General features: G+C 36.4%; 21 protein-coding genes. 4 read left to right on the top strand and 17 right to left on the bottom strand.

Annotation, left to right across the window (positions count from 1 at the left end):
* Positions 1-7 precede the first annotated feature (7 nt).
* The 7 genes from BZK16_RS04105 to BZK16_RS04135 form a co-directional block, all read right to left on the bottom strand.
* Positions 8-1,168, bottom strand: a complete 1,161-nt coding sequence (locus tag BZK16_RS04105; protein ID WP_077927624.1) for a DUF819 family protein — start codon at positions 1,166-1,168, stop codon at positions 8-10.
* A 132-nt stretch (positions 1,169-1,300) separates the two neighbouring features.
* Entirely contained in the window at positions 1,301-1,627 is a 327-nt protein-coding gene (locus BZK16_RS04110; RefSeq protein ID WP_077927686.1) for a DUF3870 domain-containing protein, read from the bottom strand.
* A gap of 206 nt (positions 1,628-1,833) precedes the next feature.
* Positions 1,834-2,583: a phosphate ABC transporter ATP-binding protein gene (locus tag BZK16_RS04115; RefSeq protein WP_077927625.1), complete on the bottom strand. Its 750-nt coding sequence runs from the start codon at positions 2,581-2,583 to the stop codon at positions 1,834-1,836.
* A 14-nt stretch (positions 2,584-2,597) separates the two neighbouring features.
* A complete protein-coding gene (locus tag BZK16_RS04120; protein ID WP_077927626.1) occupies positions 2,598-3,491 on the bottom strand; it encodes a PstA family ABC transporter permease in 894 nt (297 codons plus the stop codon).
* The gene (locus BZK16_RS04125; RefSeq protein WP_077927627.1) at positions 3,488-4,345 is read right to left on the bottom strand and encodes a PstC family ABC transporter permease; all 858 of its coding nucleotides are present in this window, start codon (positions 4,343-4,345) and stop codon (positions 3,488-3,490) included. The genes BZK16_RS04120 and BZK16_RS04125 overlap by 4 nt, the downstream gene beginning before the upstream one ends.
* A 6-nt stretch (positions 4,346-4,351) precedes the next feature.
* Positions 4,352-5,173, bottom strand: coding sequence for a phosphate ABC transporter substrate-binding protein (locus BZK16_RS04130; RefSeq protein ID WP_077927628.1), 822 nt, complete (start codon positions 5,171-5,173; stop codon positions 4,352-4,354).
* A 91-nt stretch (positions 5,174-5,264) separates the two neighbouring features.
* The gene (locus BZK16_RS04135; RefSeq protein WP_077927629.1) at positions 5,265-6,008 is read right to left on the bottom strand and encodes a hypothetical protein; all 744 of its coding nucleotides are present in this window, start codon (positions 6,006-6,008) and stop codon (positions 5,265-5,267) included.
* Between the two features lie 158 nt (positions 6,009-6,166).
* On the opposite strand from BZK16_RS04135, the gene BZK16_RS04140 reads away from it, so the two are divergent.
* Positions 6,167-6,937 carry a transporter substrate-binding domain-containing protein gene (locus BZK16_RS04140; protein WP_077927630.1) on the top strand — a complete coding sequence of 257 codons (771 nt, stop codon included), beginning with the start codon at positions 6,167-6,169 and terminating at the stop codon, positions 6,935-6,937.
* A gap of 84 nt (positions 6,938-7,021) precedes the next feature.
* Here BZK16_RS04140 and BZK16_RS04145 read toward each other — a convergent pair whose 3' ends face one another.
* The 9 genes from BZK16_RS04145 to BZK16_RS04185 form a co-directional block, all read right to left on the bottom strand.
* Positions 7,022-7,663, bottom strand: a complete 642-nt coding sequence (locus BZK16_RS04145; RefSeq protein WP_077927631.1) for a carbonic anhydrase family protein — start codon at positions 7,661-7,663, stop codon at positions 7,022-7,024.
* A gap of 124 nt (positions 7,664-7,787) precedes the next feature.
* Complete coding sequence (locus BZK16_RS04150; protein ID WP_077927632.1) at positions 7,788-8,006, bottom strand: DUF6500 family protein; 219 nt, start codon at positions 8,004-8,006, stop codon at positions 7,788-7,790.
* Positions 8,006-11,089, bottom strand: coding sequence for a type I restriction endonuclease subunit R, EcoR124 family (locus BZK16_RS04155; RefSeq protein ID WP_077927633.1), 3,084 nt, complete (start codon positions 11,087-11,089; stop codon positions 8,006-8,008). The genes BZK16_RS04150 and BZK16_RS04155 overlap by 1 nt, the downstream gene beginning before the upstream one ends.
* A gap of 16 nt (positions 11,090-11,105) precedes the next feature.
* Positions 11,106-11,567, bottom strand: coding sequence for a hypothetical protein (locus BZK16_RS04160; RefSeq protein ID WP_143691135.1), 462 nt, complete (start codon positions 11,565-11,567; stop codon positions 11,106-11,108).
* A 269-nt stretch (positions 11,568-11,836) separates the two neighbouring features.
* Complete coding sequence (locus tag BZK16_RS04165; protein ID WP_077927635.1) at positions 11,837-12,757, bottom strand: DUF5655 domain-containing protein; 921 nt, start codon at positions 12,755-12,757, stop codon at positions 11,837-11,839.
* A 10-nt stretch (positions 12,758-12,767) separates the two neighbouring features.
* Positions 12,768-14,018: a restriction endonuclease subunit S gene (locus BZK16_RS04170; RefSeq protein ID WP_233145186.1), complete on the bottom strand. Its 1,251-nt coding sequence runs from the start codon at positions 14,016-14,018 to the stop codon at positions 12,768-12,770.
* Positions 14,011-15,618 (bottom strand): type I restriction-modification system subunit M, encoded by a 1,608-nt coding sequence (locus tag BZK16_RS04175; RefSeq protein ID WP_077927637.1) that lies wholly within the window; start codon positions 15,616-15,618, stop codon positions 14,011-14,013. Before BZK16_RS04175 ends, BZK16_RS04170 begins: the two co-directional genes overlap by 8 nt.
* A 123-nt stretch (positions 15,619-15,741) precedes the next feature.
* A complete protein-coding gene (locus BZK16_RS04180) occupies positions 15,742-17,274 on the bottom strand; it encodes a pyridoxal phosphate-dependent decarboxylase family protein (RefSeq protein WP_077927638.1) in 1,533 nt (510 codons plus the stop codon).
* A gap of 2 nt (positions 17,275-17,276) precedes the next feature.
* Positions 17,277-18,650: a diaminobutyrate--2-oxoglutarate transaminase gene (locus tag BZK16_RS04185; protein WP_077927639.1), complete on the bottom strand. Its 1,374-nt coding sequence runs from the start codon at positions 18,648-18,650 to the stop codon at positions 17,277-17,279.
* 522 nt (positions 18,651-19,172) lie between these two features.
* Between BZK16_RS04185 and BZK16_RS04190 the strand changes: the two genes are divergently transcribed.
* The 3 genes from BZK16_RS04190 to BZK16_RS04200 all read left to right on the top strand — a co-directional run bounded on the left by BZK16_RS04190 (position 19,173) and on the right by BZK16_RS04200 (position 21,869).
* The gene (locus BZK16_RS04190) at positions 19,173-20,150 is read left to right on the top strand and encodes a DUF1852 domain-containing protein (protein ID WP_077927640.1); all 978 of its coding nucleotides are present in this window, start codon (positions 19,173-19,175) and stop codon (positions 20,148-20,150) included.
* Positions 20,151-20,277: 127 nt separating this feature from the next.
* Positions 20,278-21,303, top strand: a complete 1,026-nt coding sequence (locus tag BZK16_RS04195) for a methionine synthase (RefSeq protein WP_077927641.1) — start codon at positions 20,278-20,280, stop codon at positions 21,301-21,303.
* A gap of 62 nt (positions 21,304-21,365) precedes the next feature.
* Positions 21,366-21,869: a flavin reductase gene (locus BZK16_RS04200; RefSeq protein WP_077927642.1), complete on the top strand. Its 504-nt coding sequence runs from the start codon at positions 21,366-21,368 to the stop codon at positions 21,867-21,869.
* A gap of 96 nt (positions 21,870-21,965) precedes the next feature.
* On the opposite strand, the gene BZK16_RS04205 is transcribed toward BZK16_RS04200, so the two are convergent.
* Positions 21,966-23,393, bottom strand: a complete 1,428-nt coding sequence (locus BZK16_RS04205) for an amidase (RefSeq protein ID WP_077927643.1) — start codon at positions 23,391-23,393, stop codon at positions 21,966-21,968.

The following is a 23,393-nucleotide window of genomic DNA, read 5'->3' on the forward strand; positions in this document are numbered from 1 at the left end:
CAAGCCTTTAGATCATCGACAACAATTGGCCAATCAATAAACCAAAGTATGTGCCTAAGAATGAGCCCATCAATGCCATTAAAATACCAATTGGGATTAATGATTTATGGTAGCTTGCTGCCAACATTGGCGCAGAAGCCATACCGCCGATGTTTGCTAAACTCGCAACACCTAAAGTAAATAAGTCATAACGGAAGATTTTGCCTAAAAGTACCATCACAACTAAATGAATCAATAGAATCAAGAAACCTGCCACTAAGTAGATTGGCGCTTGCGTTAAACTGCTGAAATCAGAGCGTGAAGCAATCAAAGCAATGATCACATACAACATTACATTGGAGATTTCCATTGAACCCGAGATTCTAGAAACTGGCGTTACAGCCAAAATCAAACCAATGAAAGATGCGATCATAATCGTCCAAGTCATGCCGTTAATCACATCACCAACCACTGGCAAAATGCGACCTAACCATAAACATACTGCTGAAACACTTAAGCCAATCGCCAATAGATATAAAATATTGTGGAATGTGATTGGTTTTTCTTTCTCTTCTTCTAACTCTAATTTTGCTGCTGAATCGCCCAAAACATCTGGTGCTTTTGTCCATTTATTGAATTTTGGTGCAAATGGAATCAACCAGAACATGAACATTACCCAAACTGCATAGTTGATTGTATCCATCATCAAGATATAGCCGAATAAGTTTTCAGGCACTTGTAAAATATCTTGCAATGCAACCATGTTGGCAGATCCGCCCGTCCAGCTACCTGCTAATGCACCAAATGCTCTCCATGTGCCATCAATGAAGAAACCTTGCAATGCCATATAAACAACAACAAATGCAACAAAAATACTCACAACTGCACACGAGAATGCTAACAACATGCGAGGGCCTAATTTGATGATGCTACGCACATCACACTTCAATAACATCAATACCAACATTGCTGGCAATAATGCACCACGCACAGATGAATAAGCACCACTGATTTCAGCATTATTGGCAAATAAACCTGCTGTGTTCATCATAGCTGCCACCACGTAAACTAAAACAATTGCAGGCACAAATGTTAGTATTTTACGTTGATGCGTAAACTGCTGTAACGCAGTCATTGCAGCGGCTAAACACACCAGAACTGCAACATAAGAAAAGCCATTTTCAATCATAATTTCCTCCTAATAACCTTTATTTTTTATAAAAAAAACGGCCAAAACCCAATGATTCAAATCAAAAAGACTTGAAACATCTGATTTTGGCCGGATTTTATTTATTCAGTATAAATAAAGCTGCTCAAAAAGTTACTTAGATTCGCTTTGCATTATTTGCTGGTATTTCTTTTGCGCATCTTTCAATGCAACACCAAATGCCTTTTGCGAGGATCCAAAATAACGTGTGTTAATGCAATCAATGACATCGGGGCTCAATACATTTTTACCAATCAATAGACTTTTGACAAAGCTATTGGTTAAACTTAAAGTTGCAGAGCATTCGACATCGACAATGATGGCAGTTTTTCTATCCACAACGATTCCGACAAAAAAGGCTTTGTACACTTCCATAATTGGGTTGTTCTGCGGTGATTTCGCATCCCCAACAATATAGATAGTTGTATCCTCAAAATGCATGATGAAGCCTTCTTGGTGAAATGTTGTATCCAATAATTAACTTATATCTAAGCTAATTTCCTTGGAATATAGCATTCAATGTTTTAATCAACAAGTAGTATTTACATTCAGATATCCATGAGTTTAATCAAAATATCATTAACTCATTGAAATAATAAAATGATTCATATCATAAAAACCTACAATGTAACAACAATCAAGCCTTTTTATGATTCAAAGAAGATAGAAGTTACGTCTGAATCTAAAACTGATGCATCAACTTGTTCTACAGATTGATCAGGTTTAAATAGATAAATTGCATCAGATAACCTAATCGCTTGCTCCAAACTATGAGAAACCATCACAATGGTATATCTATCTTTAATGGATACTAAAAGTTCTTCAATGTGTTGAGTTGCAACAAAATCTAATAAGCTTGTGGGTTCATCCAATAATAAAATTTCTGGTTTTAAAGCCAATATACGTGCTAAACATAAACGCTGTTGTTGCCCGCCTGATAAAGTATCTGCTGAATCTTTTAAGCGGCTTTTCACTTCACCCCACAAGCCAACTTCCTTTAATGCTCTTTCAACTTCATCTTGTATATTTGCCTTAGATAAATCTGTTAATAGCTTTAAAGGGTTAGCAATGTTTTTCTCAATGCTCATGGGCAAAATATGTGGTGTTTGAAATAACATCCCAACTTTCTGGCGCAATAAATTCACATCAGTGTTGAATTTAAAAATGGAGGATAATCCATAGCCATAATCAACTGTAATATCACCTTGAAGCTTAATTTCAGGATAGAGATCAATCAAACGATTCAATGATCGTAAAAATGTTGTTTTACCACAACCAGATCGACCAATAAACGTTGTAATTGAATGCTTAGGAATCGTGATAGATACATTATTAAAGATCTTACGACCTTCAATTGTTGCACTGAGATTATGTGTCATGATTTGTTGATTTTGCATGATGAAGTCAACCTTTATACATGTTTAGCACTCTGCCAATAACTGCGATACCACCATTCTATCAAGCTTGCGAGCACAAAAAGAAATACTGATAAAAGCAATAATACAATTGCTGCACCAAAACCTTGAGAAAGCTCTAGCTGGCTTTGGTACTCAGCAGAAACTATGTAAATATGAAATGGCAATGCTTCAAATTTATCAAAAACCGTTGCAGGCAACCCACTATTTGCGACAACACCTGTCAACATGATCACAGCAGTATCTTCAGCTGCTCTACCAATGGCTAAAATAATACCACTTAAAATGCTACGGCTGGCTAATGATAAATAAAATGATCTAATGATCTGATGTTGAGATAATCCTAATGATACCAAGGCAACTCGAATAGCATTAGGAATATTTTCAATCGCCTCTTGCGTACTGATAATGATCACTGGTAACACTAAAATTGCCAAACAACATGCTGATAAAATCAAGTTTGTATTAGCGTCAGGTGAAATCCATTGACGCATTAATAAAATAATTAAAAAACCAAATAATCCCATGACAATGGAAGGAATCCCTGCCAATACATTAATAATCGTCAATATATTTTTCTTAAAAGTTGGTGATGCATAACATGCCAAAAACAGGCCGCAACCAATACCCGGGATTGCAGCAATCAGCATAGTTAATATCACTAAACTCAATGTTCCCATCATTGCTGGCCAAATACCATCCCAAACTGGCATTTTATCAATGATGACTTCTTTCCATGTCAAATCACCAATGAACAATGAGCTGTTAAGCGCACCATAGCCACGATAAAATAGGTAGCCCAGTAAATATATAATGATGAATAAAAGCAGAATCACAATGCCATGGCAAATAAGTTCTAAGCTTTTTTGTTTAATTTTATGGTATTTCATCGTGATAAGTGGCTCAGTATTTTCTGTGAAATTAAACGAATGGAAACACTAATCAGCAATAACAACAATCCTGCCACAAACAATGAATTATATGCAGCACCGCCAACTTCGTTTGCCGTCACTAAAGCCATATGCGCTGTTAGAGTTCTCAAATTATCCGATAAACCTGATGGAATATGAATGGCATTACCAGCCAACATCAATGGCAATAATGTGTCTCCCATTGCGCGCCCCATTCCCAATAATATTGCAGCAATCATTGTTTGATAAGAAGTAGGTAAAACAAGATGACATAAAATTTCAAAGGGAGTTAAACCCAATGCTGTACCACATAATTGCATGCGCTTAAATTGTGCTTCAAATCCTGTTAGTAGGATAAATACCATCGTTGGTAAGATTAATAATGCAACCATAATAGAAGCTGTTAACCAACTTAATCCCGACCCACCTAAACCATTTCTAATGATTGGCGTTAATAGAAAAATGGCAATGAATCCATACACAACCGTAGGAATCGATGCCATAATTCTGATTAAATATAAAATAATTAAGCAAGGAAAACCTTTGCCTAACCCAACCAACCATAAAGTTGTAACTAAAGCGATGGGTGTTGCAAAAATCAATGCCAGAAATGATACCAAGCAAGTGCCAATGAATATTGCCAAAATACCATATTCATTATTCTTAGGATTCCACGCCAATTGCAAGGAATTCAATAAGCCATCATTGATTAATACAGGTACTGCAAAACCAATGATGGCAATAAAAAGTAATCCAATTGAAATAAGCACTAACAATGTAGAACTATAAATAATGCTTTTTGTTAGCCAATCGTAAAACTTTAAATGTTTCATAAAAAATTAAGGTTTTTGTGCCACAGGAATATAGCCTGCTGATTCAATAATTTTTGCACCATCTTCTGTAAAAATATAATCAATGAAAGATTTAACAATACCTTTTGGTTCACCCTTTGTATTCATATAGAGTAAACGCGTGATTTTATAATCGCCATTAGATGCATTCGCTTGTGATGGCACCATACCATCTAAAACAACCCCTTTAATTTCATCATTTAAGTGACCAATACCAATATAACCAATGCTATTCTGATCTTGTGCAATCGCTGATTTCATTGCACCATTTGAATTAATGATATTAGCTGATGCACTTGTTTCACCTTTATCAATCGCTAATTCTTCAAATGTATCGCGCGTACCACTGCCATCTTCACGTGCATAGATCGTAATTTTTGCATCACTACCACCCAATGTTTTCCAGTTATCAATTTCACCCGCGTAGATTTTCTTTAAATCAGCCGTTGAAATTTCAGCAACATTATTTTCTGGGTTCACAACAACGGCAACACCATCAATCGCAAAAGGAAAAGAAACTAAACCATACTTATCAACTTCGCTATCCTTCAATGCTCGACCAGTATTACCAATTTCAACTAAGCCCTCACCGACTTTTTGTACACCCACACCAGAGCCACCACCAGTTACAGTAATTTTTATCTTAGGATTAACTTTCATAATATTTTGGGCTGCCTGCTTCATCACAGGGATATGTGCTGTACCACCTGCAATATCTATTCTACCTGTTCCACTTTTAAACTCATCTAAATTGGCTGCTGATGCTGTAAAGCCCAACATTAATGCTGTTGATAGTAATAGTTTATTCATTGTTTTATCCTTTTATTAATGATCCATCCAACTGATTATAAACATTAACATAATCAAAATATTTAATAATGATATAAATTAATAACCTAATTTAAAATTCTGCTTTCAGTGGATAATCTTCAGGAATATTGTATTGCTGCATCTTTTCATCAAATGTCATGATGAAGGACTGATCTTTAAATTCAGTACCAATATAATGACCATTCAACGTGATTTTAATGTCATACATTTTTTGCTGATCATTTGTGATAAATTCATAGCTGCCTTCTATCATATCGCTGAGATCAGCATGATCTCCACCTGCGTAATGCTCACTATCATCATAGAAAGTTGGGATATATGAATCAAAAATTTTGCCATTATGATCACCCACAATCATGATGCCACCTTGAGAAACGCCTTGTGCTGTATCACCTGTTTCTGTCACAAAGCCATAACTATTGAACCCAATTTTACGAAATTGATAATCAACAGGTGCATAACCAGATGAACCTGCATCAATGAATAGTTCTTGTGCAATCACATTGCTCTCAAACCCTTCGCCATTATCTTCAATGATTAAGCCAATATTGCCCTGTAAGACATGTGCTTTTTCAAAGTTATCACCTACGGCTAAATAATAAGTTTTATAATGCCCTTCTTGCTCTTCATTTGGCACAGCTTCATTGGCATACAACGATACACAATATTGGCTTGTGCCATTTTCGGTCTCTTTGGTGGCAAAGTAACATAACTCAGATTCAGAATATTCTTTATAAGCCTCTTTCATCACATCTGTTTTGGCAGATGCTAGTGGTATTGCTAGCATTAATCCTAAAATTGCATATTTTTTCATTTTAACCATTCCAATAGAATTTCTATGTTATGTAATTGTATAGAATGGCAACTCAATTAACTACTAGTGCACAATACAAATAATGCTTGTGAGAACCCATGGATGCTGATATAGAGTTATAAGTTTCAAAAAAAATGTATAACTAATTGGGAGGAATCATGTTGGCGAAAAAAGTACTATTAGCCTCAATCATTACATTGAGTTTAACAACTGCAAATGCGCGTCCATTGAGTGAAATTGAAACATCTGGCATTTTAAAAGTTGGTGTTCCTGGTGATTATGCGCCGTTAGCTTTTTATAAAAATGACGTGCTTGTGGGCTACGATATTGATGTTGCAACAGCATTAGCCAAAGACTGGAATCTTAAACTAGAGTTTGTTGCAACTAGCTGGCCAACTTTATCTGAGGATTTAGAAGCAGATAAATTCGACATTGCCATGGGAGGAATATCCTTCACACAGGATCGTAATGATCGCTTCCTATTAACCAAACCACTCATTCCAGATGGCAAAGTTGCAATGACACAATGTGAGAAAGCACCAAATTTAAAAACTGTAGAAGCCATCAATCAGCCTTCTACAGTTGTTGCCGTCAATCCTGGTGGTACTAATGAGCGCTTTGTGAATGCTCATCTAGATAAAGCAACGATTGTACGCACACCAAATAACATCGAAAATATTCAAATGGTTCGTGAAAAGACGGCAGATATGATCATCACAGATATGATCGAGGGTAATTACTATCATCACAATGAACCTGCAAACTTCTGTGTTGCCAATGACAAGCCATTTGAAGGCACTGAAAACTCACAAATTTACATGAGCCAAAAATGTAATGTGGAATTAGTGGAGAAACTAAATGGTTGGTTAATCCTGAATAATTTAGCGAGCATTGCAGATCAATGGGGCATTCAGCTTAATAAAGAATAATGGCCTTATTCACGCCATAAAAACAAAACTTTGGTGCGAATGAAAACACCAAAGTTTTTATATTATATAAAGATTAATTAATCTTTATTTCTTCACAAACATCTCTTTCACAAAATCAACTTCGCCTGTTTCTACTTTATAGAAAGCACCCACGATACCGATTTCGCCACTTTCATACATATCTTTTAAAACTGGGCTTTTTTCTAAAATATGGTCAATTGTGTATTCAACGTTATGGAAAGCCACCATATCCACTGCTTCTTTAGATTTAATATCCAAGTCCTTATGATTTGCTTTCACATGATCAATGGATGGCTGAATTTTCGCTAAAAGGTTCGTTAAATGTCCTAATTCCTTACAATGGCAAGCGCCTGTAATCGCACCACAATGAGAATGGCCTAAAACCATAATCAGTTTAGAACCTGCTAATTTACATGCAAATTCCATCGAGCCAATGATATCTTCATTCAAAACATTACCTGCGATACGCGCACTGAAAATATCACCCAAGCCTTGGTCAAAGATCAATTCAGCAGAGGTTCGACTATCAATACAGCTCAAAATGATCGCAAAAGGAAACTGCCCTTCTTTCGTTTCATTCACTTGTTCAAGCAAGTTGCTATGTGCTTTTAAGTTTGCCACAAAGCGTTTATTGCCTTCTTTCAAAAATGACAGCGCCAATTCTGGTGTTAAAGACTTCTGATCTTCGATGTTATGTAATCTCATTGTTTAACTTCCAAATGATGGTAAAGAATTAGACAATTTACTCCGATTTTGCCAAAAATGGAGAGAATGAAAAATATTAATCCAAAAGCTGTATATACAGCTTGACGAAATTAACACTGATAAATTACATATCATTTAAGATCAATTGCTTGATTTTAACGGCTTTCTCAAAGTGATCGAGCTTGTGTGTTTTGATCCACCAAGTGGCAGCTTCCATCAATAATTCAGGATCATCATTTTTGTTTTTAAAAAATGCATAGAAAGACAAACCAACATTGTCGCCTTTCTTTTCAATTTTCTCATCACAACCTGCGATGAATCGTTGTTTTAGTGAATCTCTCATTAATTTTTTACTCTCAATGGCAATATATCTTCCACGATCATTTGCGTATAAGCCTCTTTCACTGCTTTATTGTATCTAAGCTTGCTCACAGGATTTTCAGTGCTGGATTTATATTGATCAAAATTGCTTGTTTTTCTTAAATCATCTTCACCAATTTGTGCTTCATCCATTTTGCTTGGATTGTAGTTATCTACAATAAATCTTAACTCATCCTCTTGAACAGCCCATTTTTGTGCAAAATTTTTCACTAAATGATCAATCGTACTCGTGATCATATCATTCAGTAATTCATTGATATTTTTACCACGATATGTATTAGGATTTTTTTGAATACCTTGCCACAATTGTGCCATTAATCCTGCAAGTTTTGCATTTTCTATGCGTAAACGATCAATATAATCTGTGACTTCTTGTGATTTCACACTGTTTTCAAATTGAAATTCTGCTGCTTTAGTTTCTAATGGCAAGAAGCGCTGAATCAAAGACAAAATATAGTGATAGTTAATTTCATCACTATGATGCGTTTGTAGATCATATTCAATATCTAACGGTTCAATTTCAGGATCATCATTGGCAACTGCACGTAGCTCTTCTAGTACATTTTTATACTTGCCGTGATATTCCTCCATTTCATCATTCTGAATACCAAAAACTTCTTCGAGCATTTCAGGCTGATATTCATAATAACTCTTAATTGCAGTCATCGCTTTATCCAATTCTTGAAAAGCTTTGGCAAACATGCGCTTTTCTTCCACCAATAATTCATCAATGACTTCAGAGGTTTCAGAAATATTCTTCAAGGCTGTGAATGCTTCTGCTAAATTTTCTGCGGCTTCCTCATAACTTGGTGCTAAGACATAATTTTCACCACCATTGGAATATAAAAAAAGTGCGTCATTCACTGCTTCTGTAAATAATAATGGCGTTTGGAATGTTACGATCTGCCCAAATTTTTTGCCTTGGTCAAATAAGCGATTGGTGCGCGAAAATGCTTGAATGATATTGGGTGCACTCATTGGCGGACGATCAATAAACAATGTCGAAATACATGGTGCATCAAACCCCGTTAATAATCGATCCACCACAATGATCAAATCAATTTGCTCTGCTCTACTCTGATAACGCTCACTTTTACGAGCCAAGCGAGCATTCACATTTTGATTATAAGCACGCATGTTTTCCAATGAATAACTTGTGCCATACATCGCATTATAATCTGCTATGGATTCTGCCATTTTAGTTTGATTATCGATGGAGCTTTCTTCATTCTCTGAAATGGAATAAGTAATGGCAACTTTTGGGAAATCAGGTAGGATTGCTTTTGTGCGCTCACTCACTGTGACCGATTTATTACCCGCAATCACACTTTTAAATAGATCATAATATTCTTGTGCGATGGCAATAGTTGGCACAGTCAATATTGCACCATATGCTTTACCCACACCGCTTTCTGTTGTAAATCCAAGCTTATTGCGCGACTGGTTGATAATAGAATCAATCACCTTTAAACGATGTTCTTTACTATCATAAACATCTTTAGGAATACATTTTTCTTTGTCGATTAATGATAGTCCTGCAATATTTTTAGTAGGATGATAATGACGAATGATGTCATCCATCATATCCTCTTGCAATGGGTTCTTATACTCAATTTGAAAGCCTAAAACTGCAGCATCATTGATGGCTTCTTTCACTGTATATTGATGCAAGCATGAACGATTTGGATTATCTTCTGTTGGACGATTTTGTGGGCTACTGTACATCATAGCCGTTGTTGTTGGCTTTTTTAATTCACCAAAAATTGGCGTGCCTGTAAAACCATACCACATTGCATAACGAAAAATTTGATCTAACTCTTTTTTCTTTTGTGGCGTAACAGCTCTATGGCATTCATCCACAATGAAGGCAACTTTCAGCTGTTTAATTTTTTCATACGTTTTAGTTAATCGTTCTGTCGCCTCTTCTGCCATGCGTTTCATCAAGTGATTCAACTTTTGGATCGTTGTTACAATCACTGTACGATCATCACTCGCTAAACGCTTCACCAAATCATTCACATTGTCCGTTTCATCAATGGAAATAGGATCAAACTCAGCATATGATGCAAATGAACTTGTGGTTTGCTGATCCAAATCCACACGATCCACAATGAAAATTGTTTTATCAATGGATGGAATCTGCAATAAATTACAGGCAACTTTATAGGAAGTTAACGTTTTCCCCGATCCCGTTGTATGCCAAACAAAACCTGACGATTGATACTTGGAAGCTTCTTTCACTGCTTCTATCGCATGGATCTGATAAGGGCGCAATAATATAAGTGCTTCTTTATCTCGATCTGTGATGGAATATTGGGTTACCATTCTATGGGCTTGTGGAATGGACAGAACATCTTTCGCAAAGGCTAGATAATCCGTGACAGGTTGATTCTTTGCATCCACCCATTTACTTAAAAACTTCTCGTTTAAATGTTTATGCCCGCTCGATGCAATATAACGTGTATCCGTTCCATTGCTTACCACAAACATCTGTGTGGATGAGAAAATGCCTTTGAATTTATCTTCTTTCAGGTATTTTTTAATCTGACGAAAACCATCCATATAAGGATGTTGGCGGTTCTTTAATTCCACGTGAATCATCGGCAAACCATTGATTAGCATTGTGACATCAAATCGTCTTTCTCTACTTTGTTCTTGTGAGCTTGTGAATTGATTAATTACCTGATAAACCGTTGTACCGCCTGCAATATCAGCACGATTGATTACATTTAAACGAATTGTACCCAAGCTTGCATCTTCTCTCTGTACTTGTACTTTGGCAATGCCATTTTCACCTGATAACCATTTGGCAGCTTCATAGAAATTTGGGAAAGTGAGCTGTGCTCTAACTTGGTTAAATTCTTGCGTTGTCAGCATTTTATCTTTCAACACTGCACGATTATTGCGCTCTAAAATAGTTTTGAGATTCGCCCATAAATCAGCTTCTGTACGTAAATCCTTACGGTAAATCCATTGAGATTCCCCAGAGATTAATTGATTAATCAAATCTTCTTCAAGTTTTGCTTCTTTCGTAAATTTAACCACAACTCACCTTTTAATATTAATAATGTGATCTATTATCTGCGTTTGCAAAAATTGTTAACATAAACATTATGGCAAAATAACACGCAACTAAAATCACTCCGAAATACGCAATAATAGAAAGAAGAGTAAACTGAACTAATGTACCAAAAAATCCATAAATCCAATTTGTCACAACAAAATTATATATCGCGACACCTAAATAAATTAAAAGTGCAATAATAACCAATACAATGCCATTTAAGGTTTCTGAGGTAAATATCACACCAAGCAATTCGTATCCTTTAGCATTCACAACGGCAGAGTTATACCAACTTACACCCCATATAAATAGAGCGCCTGCGATGCCAAGAATAATCAACATTGGTTTTGTAAAAAATGCATGATCAAATTTATCTTCACAATGTTCATTGAAAAACATAATAATACCTGTCAAAACCACCAATGCCACAATGATTCCGACAACAATCAATACTGTCACTTCCATACTCCTTTATATTTTCTATTTTAGATATACATTATTTTAATATTTTACAAACTAACTAGAACGATTGTGCCAACTAAACTATTAATCTAATTGGTTCTAATATAATTGAAAACTGCAATGCCCAGATACATAAGGATATAAGATATAAGATATAAGATATAAGATATAATCCAATCAAACCGATAATTGCGGTAATAATTGTTAACATAACCATTTAATTATTTTCCTACAAAATATCAGGTGCGTATCCACATAACTTATTTTTATCCAAGGTTTTGTTTAATAACACTTAAGATATATTCCAAGTGCTCAGTATCTTTTAGTGAAACCTCGTAATCACCATTCCCCCAATGTCCTTTAGAACTCATATCACGAAAAAGTCCTTTAGGATCATCTAATGTTCCCCAAGCAGCATTGATATACAGAATCAAAGATCCTTTTAACATTACAATATCAACAACATTACTTTTATTTTTTTTAAAAGCTGCGTACTGCTTGGTATATATCAAATCTATTTGATCATCTAAATTCAAAATAGCTTGTTTAAATCTCTCATAAAGCTCTATCGTTTTTTCAGAGCCTAATCGAAAAAATGTGTCCTCATCATAAATGATAATTTCTTTAGTAATATTAGCCACAACATTGATTTCGTTATCAGCAATATTAGAATGAGTGAGAGTAGGCGCATGTTTTGATCGTTCAATAAAATTCACGGTCAATAAATCTTTTTCATATCTCTTGAATTCAACCAATTCGATACCTAAATTTTTAAAATTTGTTGAGTTTTTTTGATAATCATTGAATGAATTTGCTACGAATAAGATTCGAGTCTGACTCCAATCAACATCGTTGCGCTTTAATGTTTTTCCTAAACTTTGTTCATTATATTCAAGAATTAAACTATCTTTGTAATCTAGCATAGCATTCAGATAAGAAACGCCCTGATCTACAACGCTTTGGCTACGATCTCGTTTATACTCAATAACAACAAAAGCTTTTCTCTCATTATCAAATGCTAAAGTATCAAACCTAAATTGCTTCAAAGTAAACTCAGATTTTACAAGAGTTAATCCTGTTAATATCGTTAAATTCTCTTCAAATAACTTTTGCATATCTTTTTCAAGCTTAAATGGCTGTTCTTTAATTAGATTTAAACTCTGAGCATTAATTTTATAAATATCCATATTAATCCTTCTATACAAAAATTCTTTGTAACATTGCTTTCTTCAATTGCTGATAGTTTTCTAACTTCTTCTCATGCTGCTCAATTTGCTTATCTAATTTCTGAAAAAACTCCCCAATCTTCTGCTGTTCTTCCAATGCAGGAAAATATAAAGTTAAACTTGCAAGATCATTTAAATAAACTCCTGATTGTGCTGATGTTGAAGCTGAACGCATTAATTGCCTAGAGATACTATTTGTATCCATAGAGCATAATAAAAATGTAGGATTAATGCTGTCATTACAGCGAATAATAGCTACAGATCTTTGAAAAGCTATTTTATTTTCAGAACCTTGATATAAAGCAGATTCTCCAATTGTTCCAACTATAGTAAAAAGTAAATCGTTAATTTTTATCGAATAATTTTTATAAATCAGTTCATAATCTTTTTGTGAAATTTGCCTATCTTTATTTTTATCCAATACAACTTTTTTATTTTTAATATTTTTTGCACTTAACAAATATGCGCCTACACCATCAGCATGACTTCCATGCGTACCATCTTTCAATAAAACAACTATATCTTTAAGTTTTTTCTCTTCCCAATCCCCACTAAATCCATCAAAGCGCACTTTTGGCATTTTCTCGCCTTTTTGTGGGAACATCTTTTGCAACATAGATTTTTTATAATCTTGCGCTGTTTCGAGTGCTTTTTGTTGCAACTCGATCACTTGGTCGATTTTTTGGAAAAAATCCCCAATTTTGGTTTGTTCTTTGAATTCAGGTATATCAATTGGCATTTTTTGGAAAGTTGCCATACCAATAGCAAAACGATCTGATCTTGCACCTTGATCACCATGCGTAAACATAAACTTATGCCAATTAGTTGTAGAAAAATAATGTTCTAAAAAGTCAAAGTTAATAATAGTTTGATTAGGGCGAAAAACAGAATATAACGGAGACATAACACCTGATCGTCCTAATTTATTACGTTTAATTGGTCCAACAGGAGCAAAATTTGATATTCTTGGGTTATATACAAAATCATCAGGCTGAACCACATAATAATTATCTAAATTTGCCTCATTAGAAATATCTTTATCAAAAAAATCTCTTTGACTAATAATTCCTCGCTCCGCAGAATTTGTAAATGTTTCAGTCACCTGATTATTCTTATTTTTTTCTTGTACACGAAAAGAAATTTCACTTAATTTCTTCTTTTGCCAAATATCAGAGAATCCAGCAAAGCGGAGCTTTGGGATATGGGATTCTATTTTAGCCATTGTGATCACCTTTAAGCATTGCTTTAAAGGCTTCGAGTTCATTGTTGGCTTTGTCCGTTGTACCAACCAATTCGCTAAGCATTGCAAACAACTCTTGTTCTGCTGTTTTCAACTCTGCATTAATGCTGATCATATTCGCTGAAATATCCGCCAAAGGAATTTCAGGTTCAGCTTCAAATGTATCAACATAGCGCGGAATATTGAGGTTAAACTCATTTTCCTCAATCTCTTCAAAGCTCGCCACATAGCTATATTTATCAATCGTTTTACGATGAATGTATGTATCCAAAATCTTCGCGATATTTTCTTCTGTCAAAATGTTCTGTGTGCGAACTTTCTCAAACTCACTAGAAGCATCAATAAAAAGCACATCTCGCTTGTCATGATTCTTTTTCAACACAATGATCGTTGTTGGGATGGATGTATTGAAGAAAATATTAGAAGGTAAACCAATCACCGCATGAATGTGCCCATTTTCCAAAAGCGTTTTACGAATTTTCTCTTCTGCACCGCCACGAAATAGAACACCATGCGGTAAAACAATCGCCATTGTGCCGTTGGATTTTAAATGATAAAAACCATGTAACAAAAATGCAAAGTCCGCTTTGGACTTCGGAGCCAACACGCCATAAGGTGAAAAACGTACATCATCCAAAAAGCCCTTTGCTGCACTCCAATCCGCTGAATATGGCGGATTCATTAAAACACCATCAAAGTTTGTTGGCTCTTCTGTTGGCCAGTCATCATCCAATGTATCCGCATTATTGAGATATTGATTCGCGATCGGCACACCATGCAACATTAAATTCATGCGCGCTAAATTATAAGTAGATGTATTGATCTCTTGCCCAAAATAGAGAACAGTATTGGGCTCTTTTGTTTCTTTTTTAATGTTCAACATTAATGATCCTGAGCCCATTGTTGGATCATACACGCTGAAGCCTTTCTGGTCTTTCTTACCATGAATCACGATTTTGGTCATCAATTCTGCAACAGGCTGTGGTGTATAGAACTCACCTGCTTTTTTACCTGAATCTGATGCAAACTGCCCAATCATATATTCATAAGCATCGCCCAAAATATCACCAGAATGACCTGCAAAATCTATCTCCGCCAATTCTTTCATAATGCCTGAAATGGTTTCATTCTGCTTTTGTGGCGTTGATCCAAGCTTACGAGAATAGAGATCAATATCTTGGAACAAATTCGCAAATGCATCCGATGATTGCTCTATGTTACGAAAACCCTGCTGTAAACTTTCTAATTGAAAAGATTGGCTGTGCACTTCATTGATCAAATGCGTGAATGTATATTCAGGTTCGATTACATAGGAAAACTCATCTTTTAAGGCATCTTTTAAATCTTCATGAATCTCGGGATCATGATAAGCCTTAGCATAAATATCCTGTGCATCTTTCAAAGTATCAGCTTTCTCTTCTAACTGATCCACCGCATAATGGAGCATTTTGTCAGAGAGATATTTATAAAAAATAATACCCAATAAATAGTTTTTATATTCGTTGGCATCCATTTTAGAACGCAAAATATCTGCCGAAGCCCAAAGTGCGCTGTATAAAGATTTAGAGTTTTGCTCTGACATAATCCATCCATCATTGTGTTCATTGATATATAGGGATGGATTCTAGCAGATACAGCAATATTGCGCCCTACAAAAAAGAGGATCAAAGATCCTCTTTTCAATACTCGCAATGATTAATCGAAATTAAGCAATTGGCGGAGTATATGTGCCGTTCGCGATGGAATCTTTAATGCGATCAGCTTCTCTTTGCACTTGCGACAAGAGATTTTGAACATTTTCCAAAGTTGCGATTGGGCTTAATGTTGTCATTTTAAGTGATTGAACATCACCCACTTTTGTTACACCGATATTTGCTTCACCACGTGCAAATAGTTCATCTGCTACGTTTTGATTCAAATTATCCACGAACTCAGTAGGATAACCGTGAGGCACAACGCGGAATAACACTGATGCAAATTGTGGTTCAACCAACAACTCTAAGCCATCTGTTGCTTTAATATAATCCGCAACATCTCGTGTTAATTTCACGCCATGATCAATCATCGAACCATACAACTCTTCACCCAATGCTTCCACTGTCATCCATAATTTCAACGCATCGAAACGGCGCGTTGTTTGTAAGGATTTAGACACAAGATTTGGCACGCCATGCTCTTCATCATAAGCTGAGTTTAAATATTCAGCCTCATAATGCATGTAACGATAGTTTGCTTCATCTTTTAGTAAGAAAGCACCACATGAAATGGTTTGGAAATAATGCTTATGGAAATCCAATGTCACAGAATCAGACAATTCCAAGCCATCCAACATTGCACGATATTCATTCGACAAAATCAAAGCGCCGCCCCAAGCTGCATCAATGTGCATCCAAGCACCATATTGATCAGCAATGTTTCGAATCTCTTTCATTGGGTCGATTGCACCCGCATCTGTTGTGCCTGCTGTTGCCACAATACATGCAACAATTTTGCCATCAGCTTTGAGATCAGCCATTGTTTTAGCTAATGAGACAGTATCGATCTGGGCATCGCTATTCACAGGAACCGTCACAACTGATTGAAAGCCCATGCCCATCATTGCTAGATTTTTCTGTACAGAAAAATGTGCATTTTCAGAACATACGAATTTCACATTGCGCATTGCATCTGACGGAATACCATCACGCTGAACAGACCAAGGTTGCCCGTTGTCATCTTTCCAGTTTTTAGCAATACAAGCATCACGTGCTAACAAAATACCCATCAAGTTGGATTGTGTGCCACCTGATGTGAATACGCCAGCTTGCCCTTCTCCATAACCAACTTTTTGACGAAGCCAATCAATTAATTGTACTTCCATCAATGATCCTGCTGGGCTTTGATCCCATGAATCCATTGATTGGTTAGTTGCGTTGATTAACACTTCAGCAATTTGGCTTGTGACCATTGTTGGACAATGTAAGTGCGCCAATGAATGAGGATGATGAACTTTTAAGCTTTTGTTTAAGAAAAGCTCCACCATACGATCCAATGACTTTTGTACGCCCATGCCTTCTTTAGAAGGTTGAAATGCGATCTCTTTGCGGAGCGCTTTAATACTGCCGCCCGTGTACATTTTTTCGTTTTGCAACCATGCAGAAACAGCTTCCACTGCTTCGCCCATCGCTGACTGATAGTCAGCGATGGATTGTGCATCATTGCAGAACAATGCTTGACGGTGTTCTGCAAAATCTGCCATATTTAAGCTCCTCTCACCATTGTTAATGCTTCCGCGACTGCTTTCTTAAAGCGAACAATCACTTCTTCACACTCAGCTTGAGTAATGATCAATGGGCACAATAAACGAATCACTGTACCGTTACGACCGCCTTTCTCTAATAATAATTTATTATTGAAACATGCCGTTTGGATCGCCGCTGACAATTTAGAATCGCCAGGGAACAATCCCATATGATCTGCTTTTTTGGTTTCATCTACAATTTCAATACCGATCATCAAACCTTTACCACGCACATTGCCAATGCATGGGAATTCTTTCGCTAAATTTTTTAATTCAGCCTGTAAGAAATCGCCACGTTCTTGGGAATTCTGTGCCAAGTTCTGTTCGTTGATCATTTTGATTGTTGCTAAACCTGTTGCCATAGCCAGTTGATTGCCACGGAAGGTTCCAGTGTGACCTGCTGGCTGCCAAGCATCAAACTTACGTTTAATACCTAAAACTGCCAAAGGTAAACTACCACCCACCGCTTTTGACATCACGATGATGTCAGGCTCAATACCTGCATGTTCAAAAGCAAACATCTTTCCAGAACGTCCAAAACCTGCTTGAACTTCATCTAGAATTAACACAATGTCATGCTTCTGAGTGACTTCACGGATTTTCTTTAACCATTTTACAGGTGCTGTTACAACGCCGCCTTCCCCTTGAATTGCTTCAAGAATTACAGCTGCTGGCTTTGTTACACCGCTTTCGACATCTTCAATGAAGTTTTCGAAATAATATGTCAAAGCATCAACACCAGCTTCCCCGCCTAAACCGAGCGGACAGCGATATTCATGCGGATATGGCATAAATTGCACACCTGGCATTAAACCATTGACTGCATTTTTTGCAGAAAGGTTGCCTGTTACGGATAAAGATCCATGAGTCATACCATGGAAACCACCTGAAAAACTGATAATAGAACTACGTCCTGTATAAGTTTTTGCAAGCTTCATTGCTGCTTCTGTTCCATCTGCACCAGACGGTCCACAAAACTGTAAGCAATACTCTTCTTTGCCTCCCGGCAATTGTTCAAGTAATGCTTCAGTAAAAGCATCCTTTAAAGGAGTTGTTAAATCTAAAGTATGTAGTGGCAAACCACTTGTTAAAGTATCTTGGATACTTTTAATAACCACAGGATGATTATGGCCTAATGCCAATGTTCCTGCCCCAGCTAAACAATCTAGGTACTTAGTACCTTCCACATCGGTAACCCAACAACCTAAAGCTTCCGCTATAACCAACGGCAATTTGCGTGGATAGCTACGAACATTCGATTCCATCTGACTTTGGCGAGCCAAATAGTATTCGTTGGAAGGATTAGTGGCAGGGTTTACAGAAAAAACGCTCATATCGAATTACCATCTCTGATAGGGTTTTGAAAGAAAATAAGTCTGGTGACTTGCGGTCCTTTGACTCGGTGCTTTATATAACTTGATGGATGACGTGTTTGTTCATCACAACCAAGAAAACGGATAATACAGACTTTTGAATGAAAAAAAATATTTTTCGGCCCTAGGGGCTCTAAAACCCATTTAAAAAATATATCGATAAAAAATAATGACTTAAATCAGCCTTTTACCTTTTCGATATCATTACTAATTTCCTACATTGTATACAAAATTATGCAAAGATTTCATGCCAAAATTTCATTATTCATCCATAGTATTTGTTATATATGATCATTTTTTATTCATTTTATATCTACATCATCAATCATACTTTTGGATCAATCACTACCCTACAGAAAACCTCAAAAAATCTATTCATGAATTCTACTCATGTTTATATGAAATCAAATCATTTCTATTCATAGACCGACTTATATATAAATACATATATGTTTTATGTTAATGAATTAAGGATCACACATCATGAGTCAGACTTTTCTCACATCTATTAAAAGTATTCCGTTTGATGAAAACTATCATCCCTCCGATAACACTCGCCTCACAACAAACTTTGCGAACTTAGCAAGAGGTGATAACAGACAAGAAAATTTACGCAATACATTGCAAATGATTAATAATCGTTTCAATTCATTGGCGACTTGGGATAATCCAAAAGGTGATCGTTATTCTATTGAAATATCTATCATCTCCGTAGATTTGGACGTTGAAGGCAATGGCAAAAGCTTCCCAACGATAGAAGTATTGCAAACAACAATTATTGATCATAAAACTGGTGAACGCATTGCTGGCATGCCTGGTCATAGCTTTTCATCGTATGTTCGTGACTATGATTTCAGCGTATTGCTACTGGATCATAATAAAGGTCAAGAGAGTTTCAGCGTGCCTGAAAATTTTGGTAACTTACACGGCAAGCTATTTAAGTCATTCATCAACTCAGATGATTACAAGACTAGATTCAATAAAGCACCTGCAATTTGTTTGAGTGTTGCAACCACTAGAACTTATCATAGGACAGCTAATAAACACCCAATTTTAGGCTTTGAATATCAACAAAATGACTATTCATTAACGGATGAATATTTCAAAAAAATGGGCTTAAAAGTTCGCTATTTTATGCCTGAAAACAGCACAGCGCCTTTGGCTTTCTATTTTTCAGGTGATTTATTGAGTGATTACACAGATCTTGAGTTGATCAGCTTAATCAGCACGATGGAAACCTTCCAAAAGATCTATCGCCCTGAAATTTACAATACGAATTCAGTGGCAGGTCAATGCTACCAACCCAGCTTGAACTACCAAGATTATTCACTCACTCAAATTATCTATGATCGTGATGAACGTAATCAATTAGCAGTGAAACAAGGGAAATTTACTGAAGAGCACTTCATCAAACCCTACAAAAATATTTTGGAACAATGGGCAGCAAGTTACGCGCTTTAATTATAGTCAAATCACTTTTAAACACATCTAACAATTGATCCTCTCGCCGTAGGCGAGAAGATCAGAGAATATTAGCTACTATTTTATTCAATCCATTTCACTATAATTGAAACAAAGGTTATTGATTATGAAAATTTTATTACCAACATCCACTGCTGGCAGTTTACCTAAACCTTCTTGGTTAGCAGAGCCTGAAAAATTATGGTCACCTTGGAAATTAGAAGGTGAAGCATTATTAGAAGCAAAACAAGATGCTTTGCTCGTTTCTCTGCAAGATCAATTACACGCTGGCATTGATATCGTGAGCGATGGCGAACAAACTCGCCAACATTTTGTGACAACATTCATTGAACATCTCAGCGGTGTTGATTTTGAAAAGCGTGAAACAGTCCGCATTCGTAATCGCTATGATGCAAGCGTGCCAACAGTTGTGAGCGCTGTAGAACGTCAAAAACCAGTATTTGTGGAAGATGCTAAATTCCTACGCAAACATACAGATAAACCCATCAAATGGGCTTTACCTGGCCCAATGACAATGATCGATACGCTCTATGATGCACATTACAAAAGCCGTGAAAAATTGGCGTGGGAATTTGCCAAAATCCTCAACCAAGAAGCATTGGAGCTAGAAGCTACGGGCGTTGATATCATCCAATTTGATGAACCAGCATTCAACGTATTCTTTGATGAAGTGAATGATTGGGGTGTTGCAGCACTAGAACGTGCAATCGAAGGCTTAAAATGCGAAACAGCTGTACATATTTGCTATGGTTATGGCATCAAAGCCAATACAGATTGGAAAAAAACATTGGGTTCAGAGTGGCGCCAATACGAAGAAGCATTCCCAAAATTGCAAAAATCCAACATTGATATTGTGTCACTTGAATGCCAAAATTCTCATGTACCGATGGATTTGATTGAGTTGATTCGTGGTAAAAAAGTTATGGTGGGCGCGATTGATGTAGCAACCGATGCAATTGAAACAGCAGATGAAGTTGCAGCCACATTACGCAAAGCACTACAATTCGTGGATGCAGATAAGTTGTACCCTTCTACAAACTGTGGCATGGCACCATTATCTCGCAGCGTTGCCCGTGGTAAACTTAAGGCACTCAGCAAAGGTGCAGCAATTGTACGCCAAGAACTCATTTGATGGATTCACATGCTATAGTTAATCAGTAAGGGCAAAACTATGGATCAATTTAGGAAAAAACAATGATTGAAGTAGCAGACTTTAGAAATGCGATGTCTTTGTTAACAGGCGCAGTTAATGTCGTCACAACAGCAGGAGAATCAGGTCGTCATGGCTTTACTGCATCCGCTGTATGTAGTGTCACAGATACTCCGCCAACGTTGTTAGTCTGCATGAATAGAGCATCCAGTTCACATGATCATTTTATTGATAATAAAATTTTAACTGTGAATGTATTAGGCTCTCATCATCAAGAAATTTCTAAAGTTTTTTCTTCTAAAATGTCTCCAGAAGAACGTTTTGAACATGGCAATTGGATTGAATTAGAAACAGGTGCACCTGTATTAGAAGATGCCCTTGTGAGCTTCGATTGTGAAATCGACCAAATTCAAGAGATTGGCACACATACCATTTTTATTTGTCGCATTGTGGCGATTCAACAAAGCCAACATAACCAAGGCTTAGTCTATTTTAATCGTGCTTATCATCATGTGGGTGAGTCAAAAATTTCTCTTCCTGAATGTTAGTCTAACCTTAAGATTACAATGCTTTCTATAGAAACAAAAAACCGCTAATCGTTAATCATTAGCGGTTTTCTTTATTTTAATGGATTAATGAATACATTAATTCAAATTGGGCACTTGCCTTGTATTACCCAATGCTGTTTCTACTTCTTTTGCGACTGATAATAAAACATGATCATTAGCAGTATGAGCGATCAATTGAATGGACAATGGCATGTGTTCACTATCAAATCCTGAAGGCAATGTGATTGCTGGTGCATCAATGAAGTTAGCAGGTCGTAAAAATGCCCCCAACCCCGTATGCTTAACATCTTCAAAATCTAATGTTTGAGCAGCTTGATCCATAGCTGGCAATAGTAATACTGCATTTTCTGGCAATTCTTTTCTAAAGGCTTCTTGATATGCCTTACGATCTTCTAAAGTTTTCTCATAGTCAGCAATAGAGATATTTTTACCATTCAAAATACGATTTCTAACTGTTAACCATACATCCGCAGTTGGATCTTCTACTAAATCACCATAATGCTGATAAGCTTCGTAAGCTAAAACTACGGAGTTATCATCACCAATTTGCTTGAAGAAACCTAAGTCACTCGGTTGCCAATCGATGATTTCATAACCCTGCTCTTTTAAACCTCCAATTGTCTCATGCCAATACACAGAATAATCAGCATTTACAGAATATGGCCATGCGGCTTCATTTAAGCAATAGAGTTTCTTTGAAGCAGTCGATTCATCATTTGAATCAGCCATAAAATTACGCTGAGCTTCTAAGCCAAATGTAGACAATGTTGCATCATCATTTAAATCAGGGCCAGACAATAATCTTGTCATGATTTCTGAATCTTCAACTGTACGTGACACAATGCCAACTACATCCAATGTTGGTGATAATGGCATCGCATCCGCGCGTGAAATCATGCCGCTGCTCGGCTTAAATCCAATAGTGTAAGTATGTGCTGCTGGTGCACGAACTGAACCACCTGTATCACCGCCCAAAGAAATTGGGCATAAACCTAATGCTAATGCAGCACCAGCACCTGCAGAAGAACCTCCTGGAGATCTCAATGTTTTTAAATCCCAAGGATTATGCGCTGTTCCCACTGTAGGGTTCTGCCCTGCCAAACCAAATGCAAATTCAGTCATGGATGTTTTACCTAAAATCACCATGCCCAAAGCAATCAATTTATCAACGACAGCACTATTTTTTTCACTCACACAATTTAAACGAGCATTAGAACCATAATGTGCAACAGAACCTTTATAATCAAAGTGTTCTTTGATGCTCACAGGCACACCATGAAATGGGCTCAAAATAATCCCTGCCTTTCTTAACCTGTCTGCATTTTCAGCCAACGCTAACGCTTGCTCTTCAAATACTGATGTATAAATACAATACTTGCCATTGTATTCAGCAATCCTATTTAAAAAATGTCGTGTAATCTCAACAGAAGATAATTCCTGTTGTGCCATTTTATTTGCCAATTCCTGTGCACTTAAATAATGCATAGCAATCCAGTCATTCAT

The organism is Wohlfahrtiimonas populi, from assembly GCF_002006795.1.
Classification (GTDB): Bacteria; Pseudomonadota; Gammaproteobacteria; order Cardiobacteriales; family Wohlfahrtiimonadaceae; genus Wohlfahrtiimonas; species Wohlfahrtiimonas populi.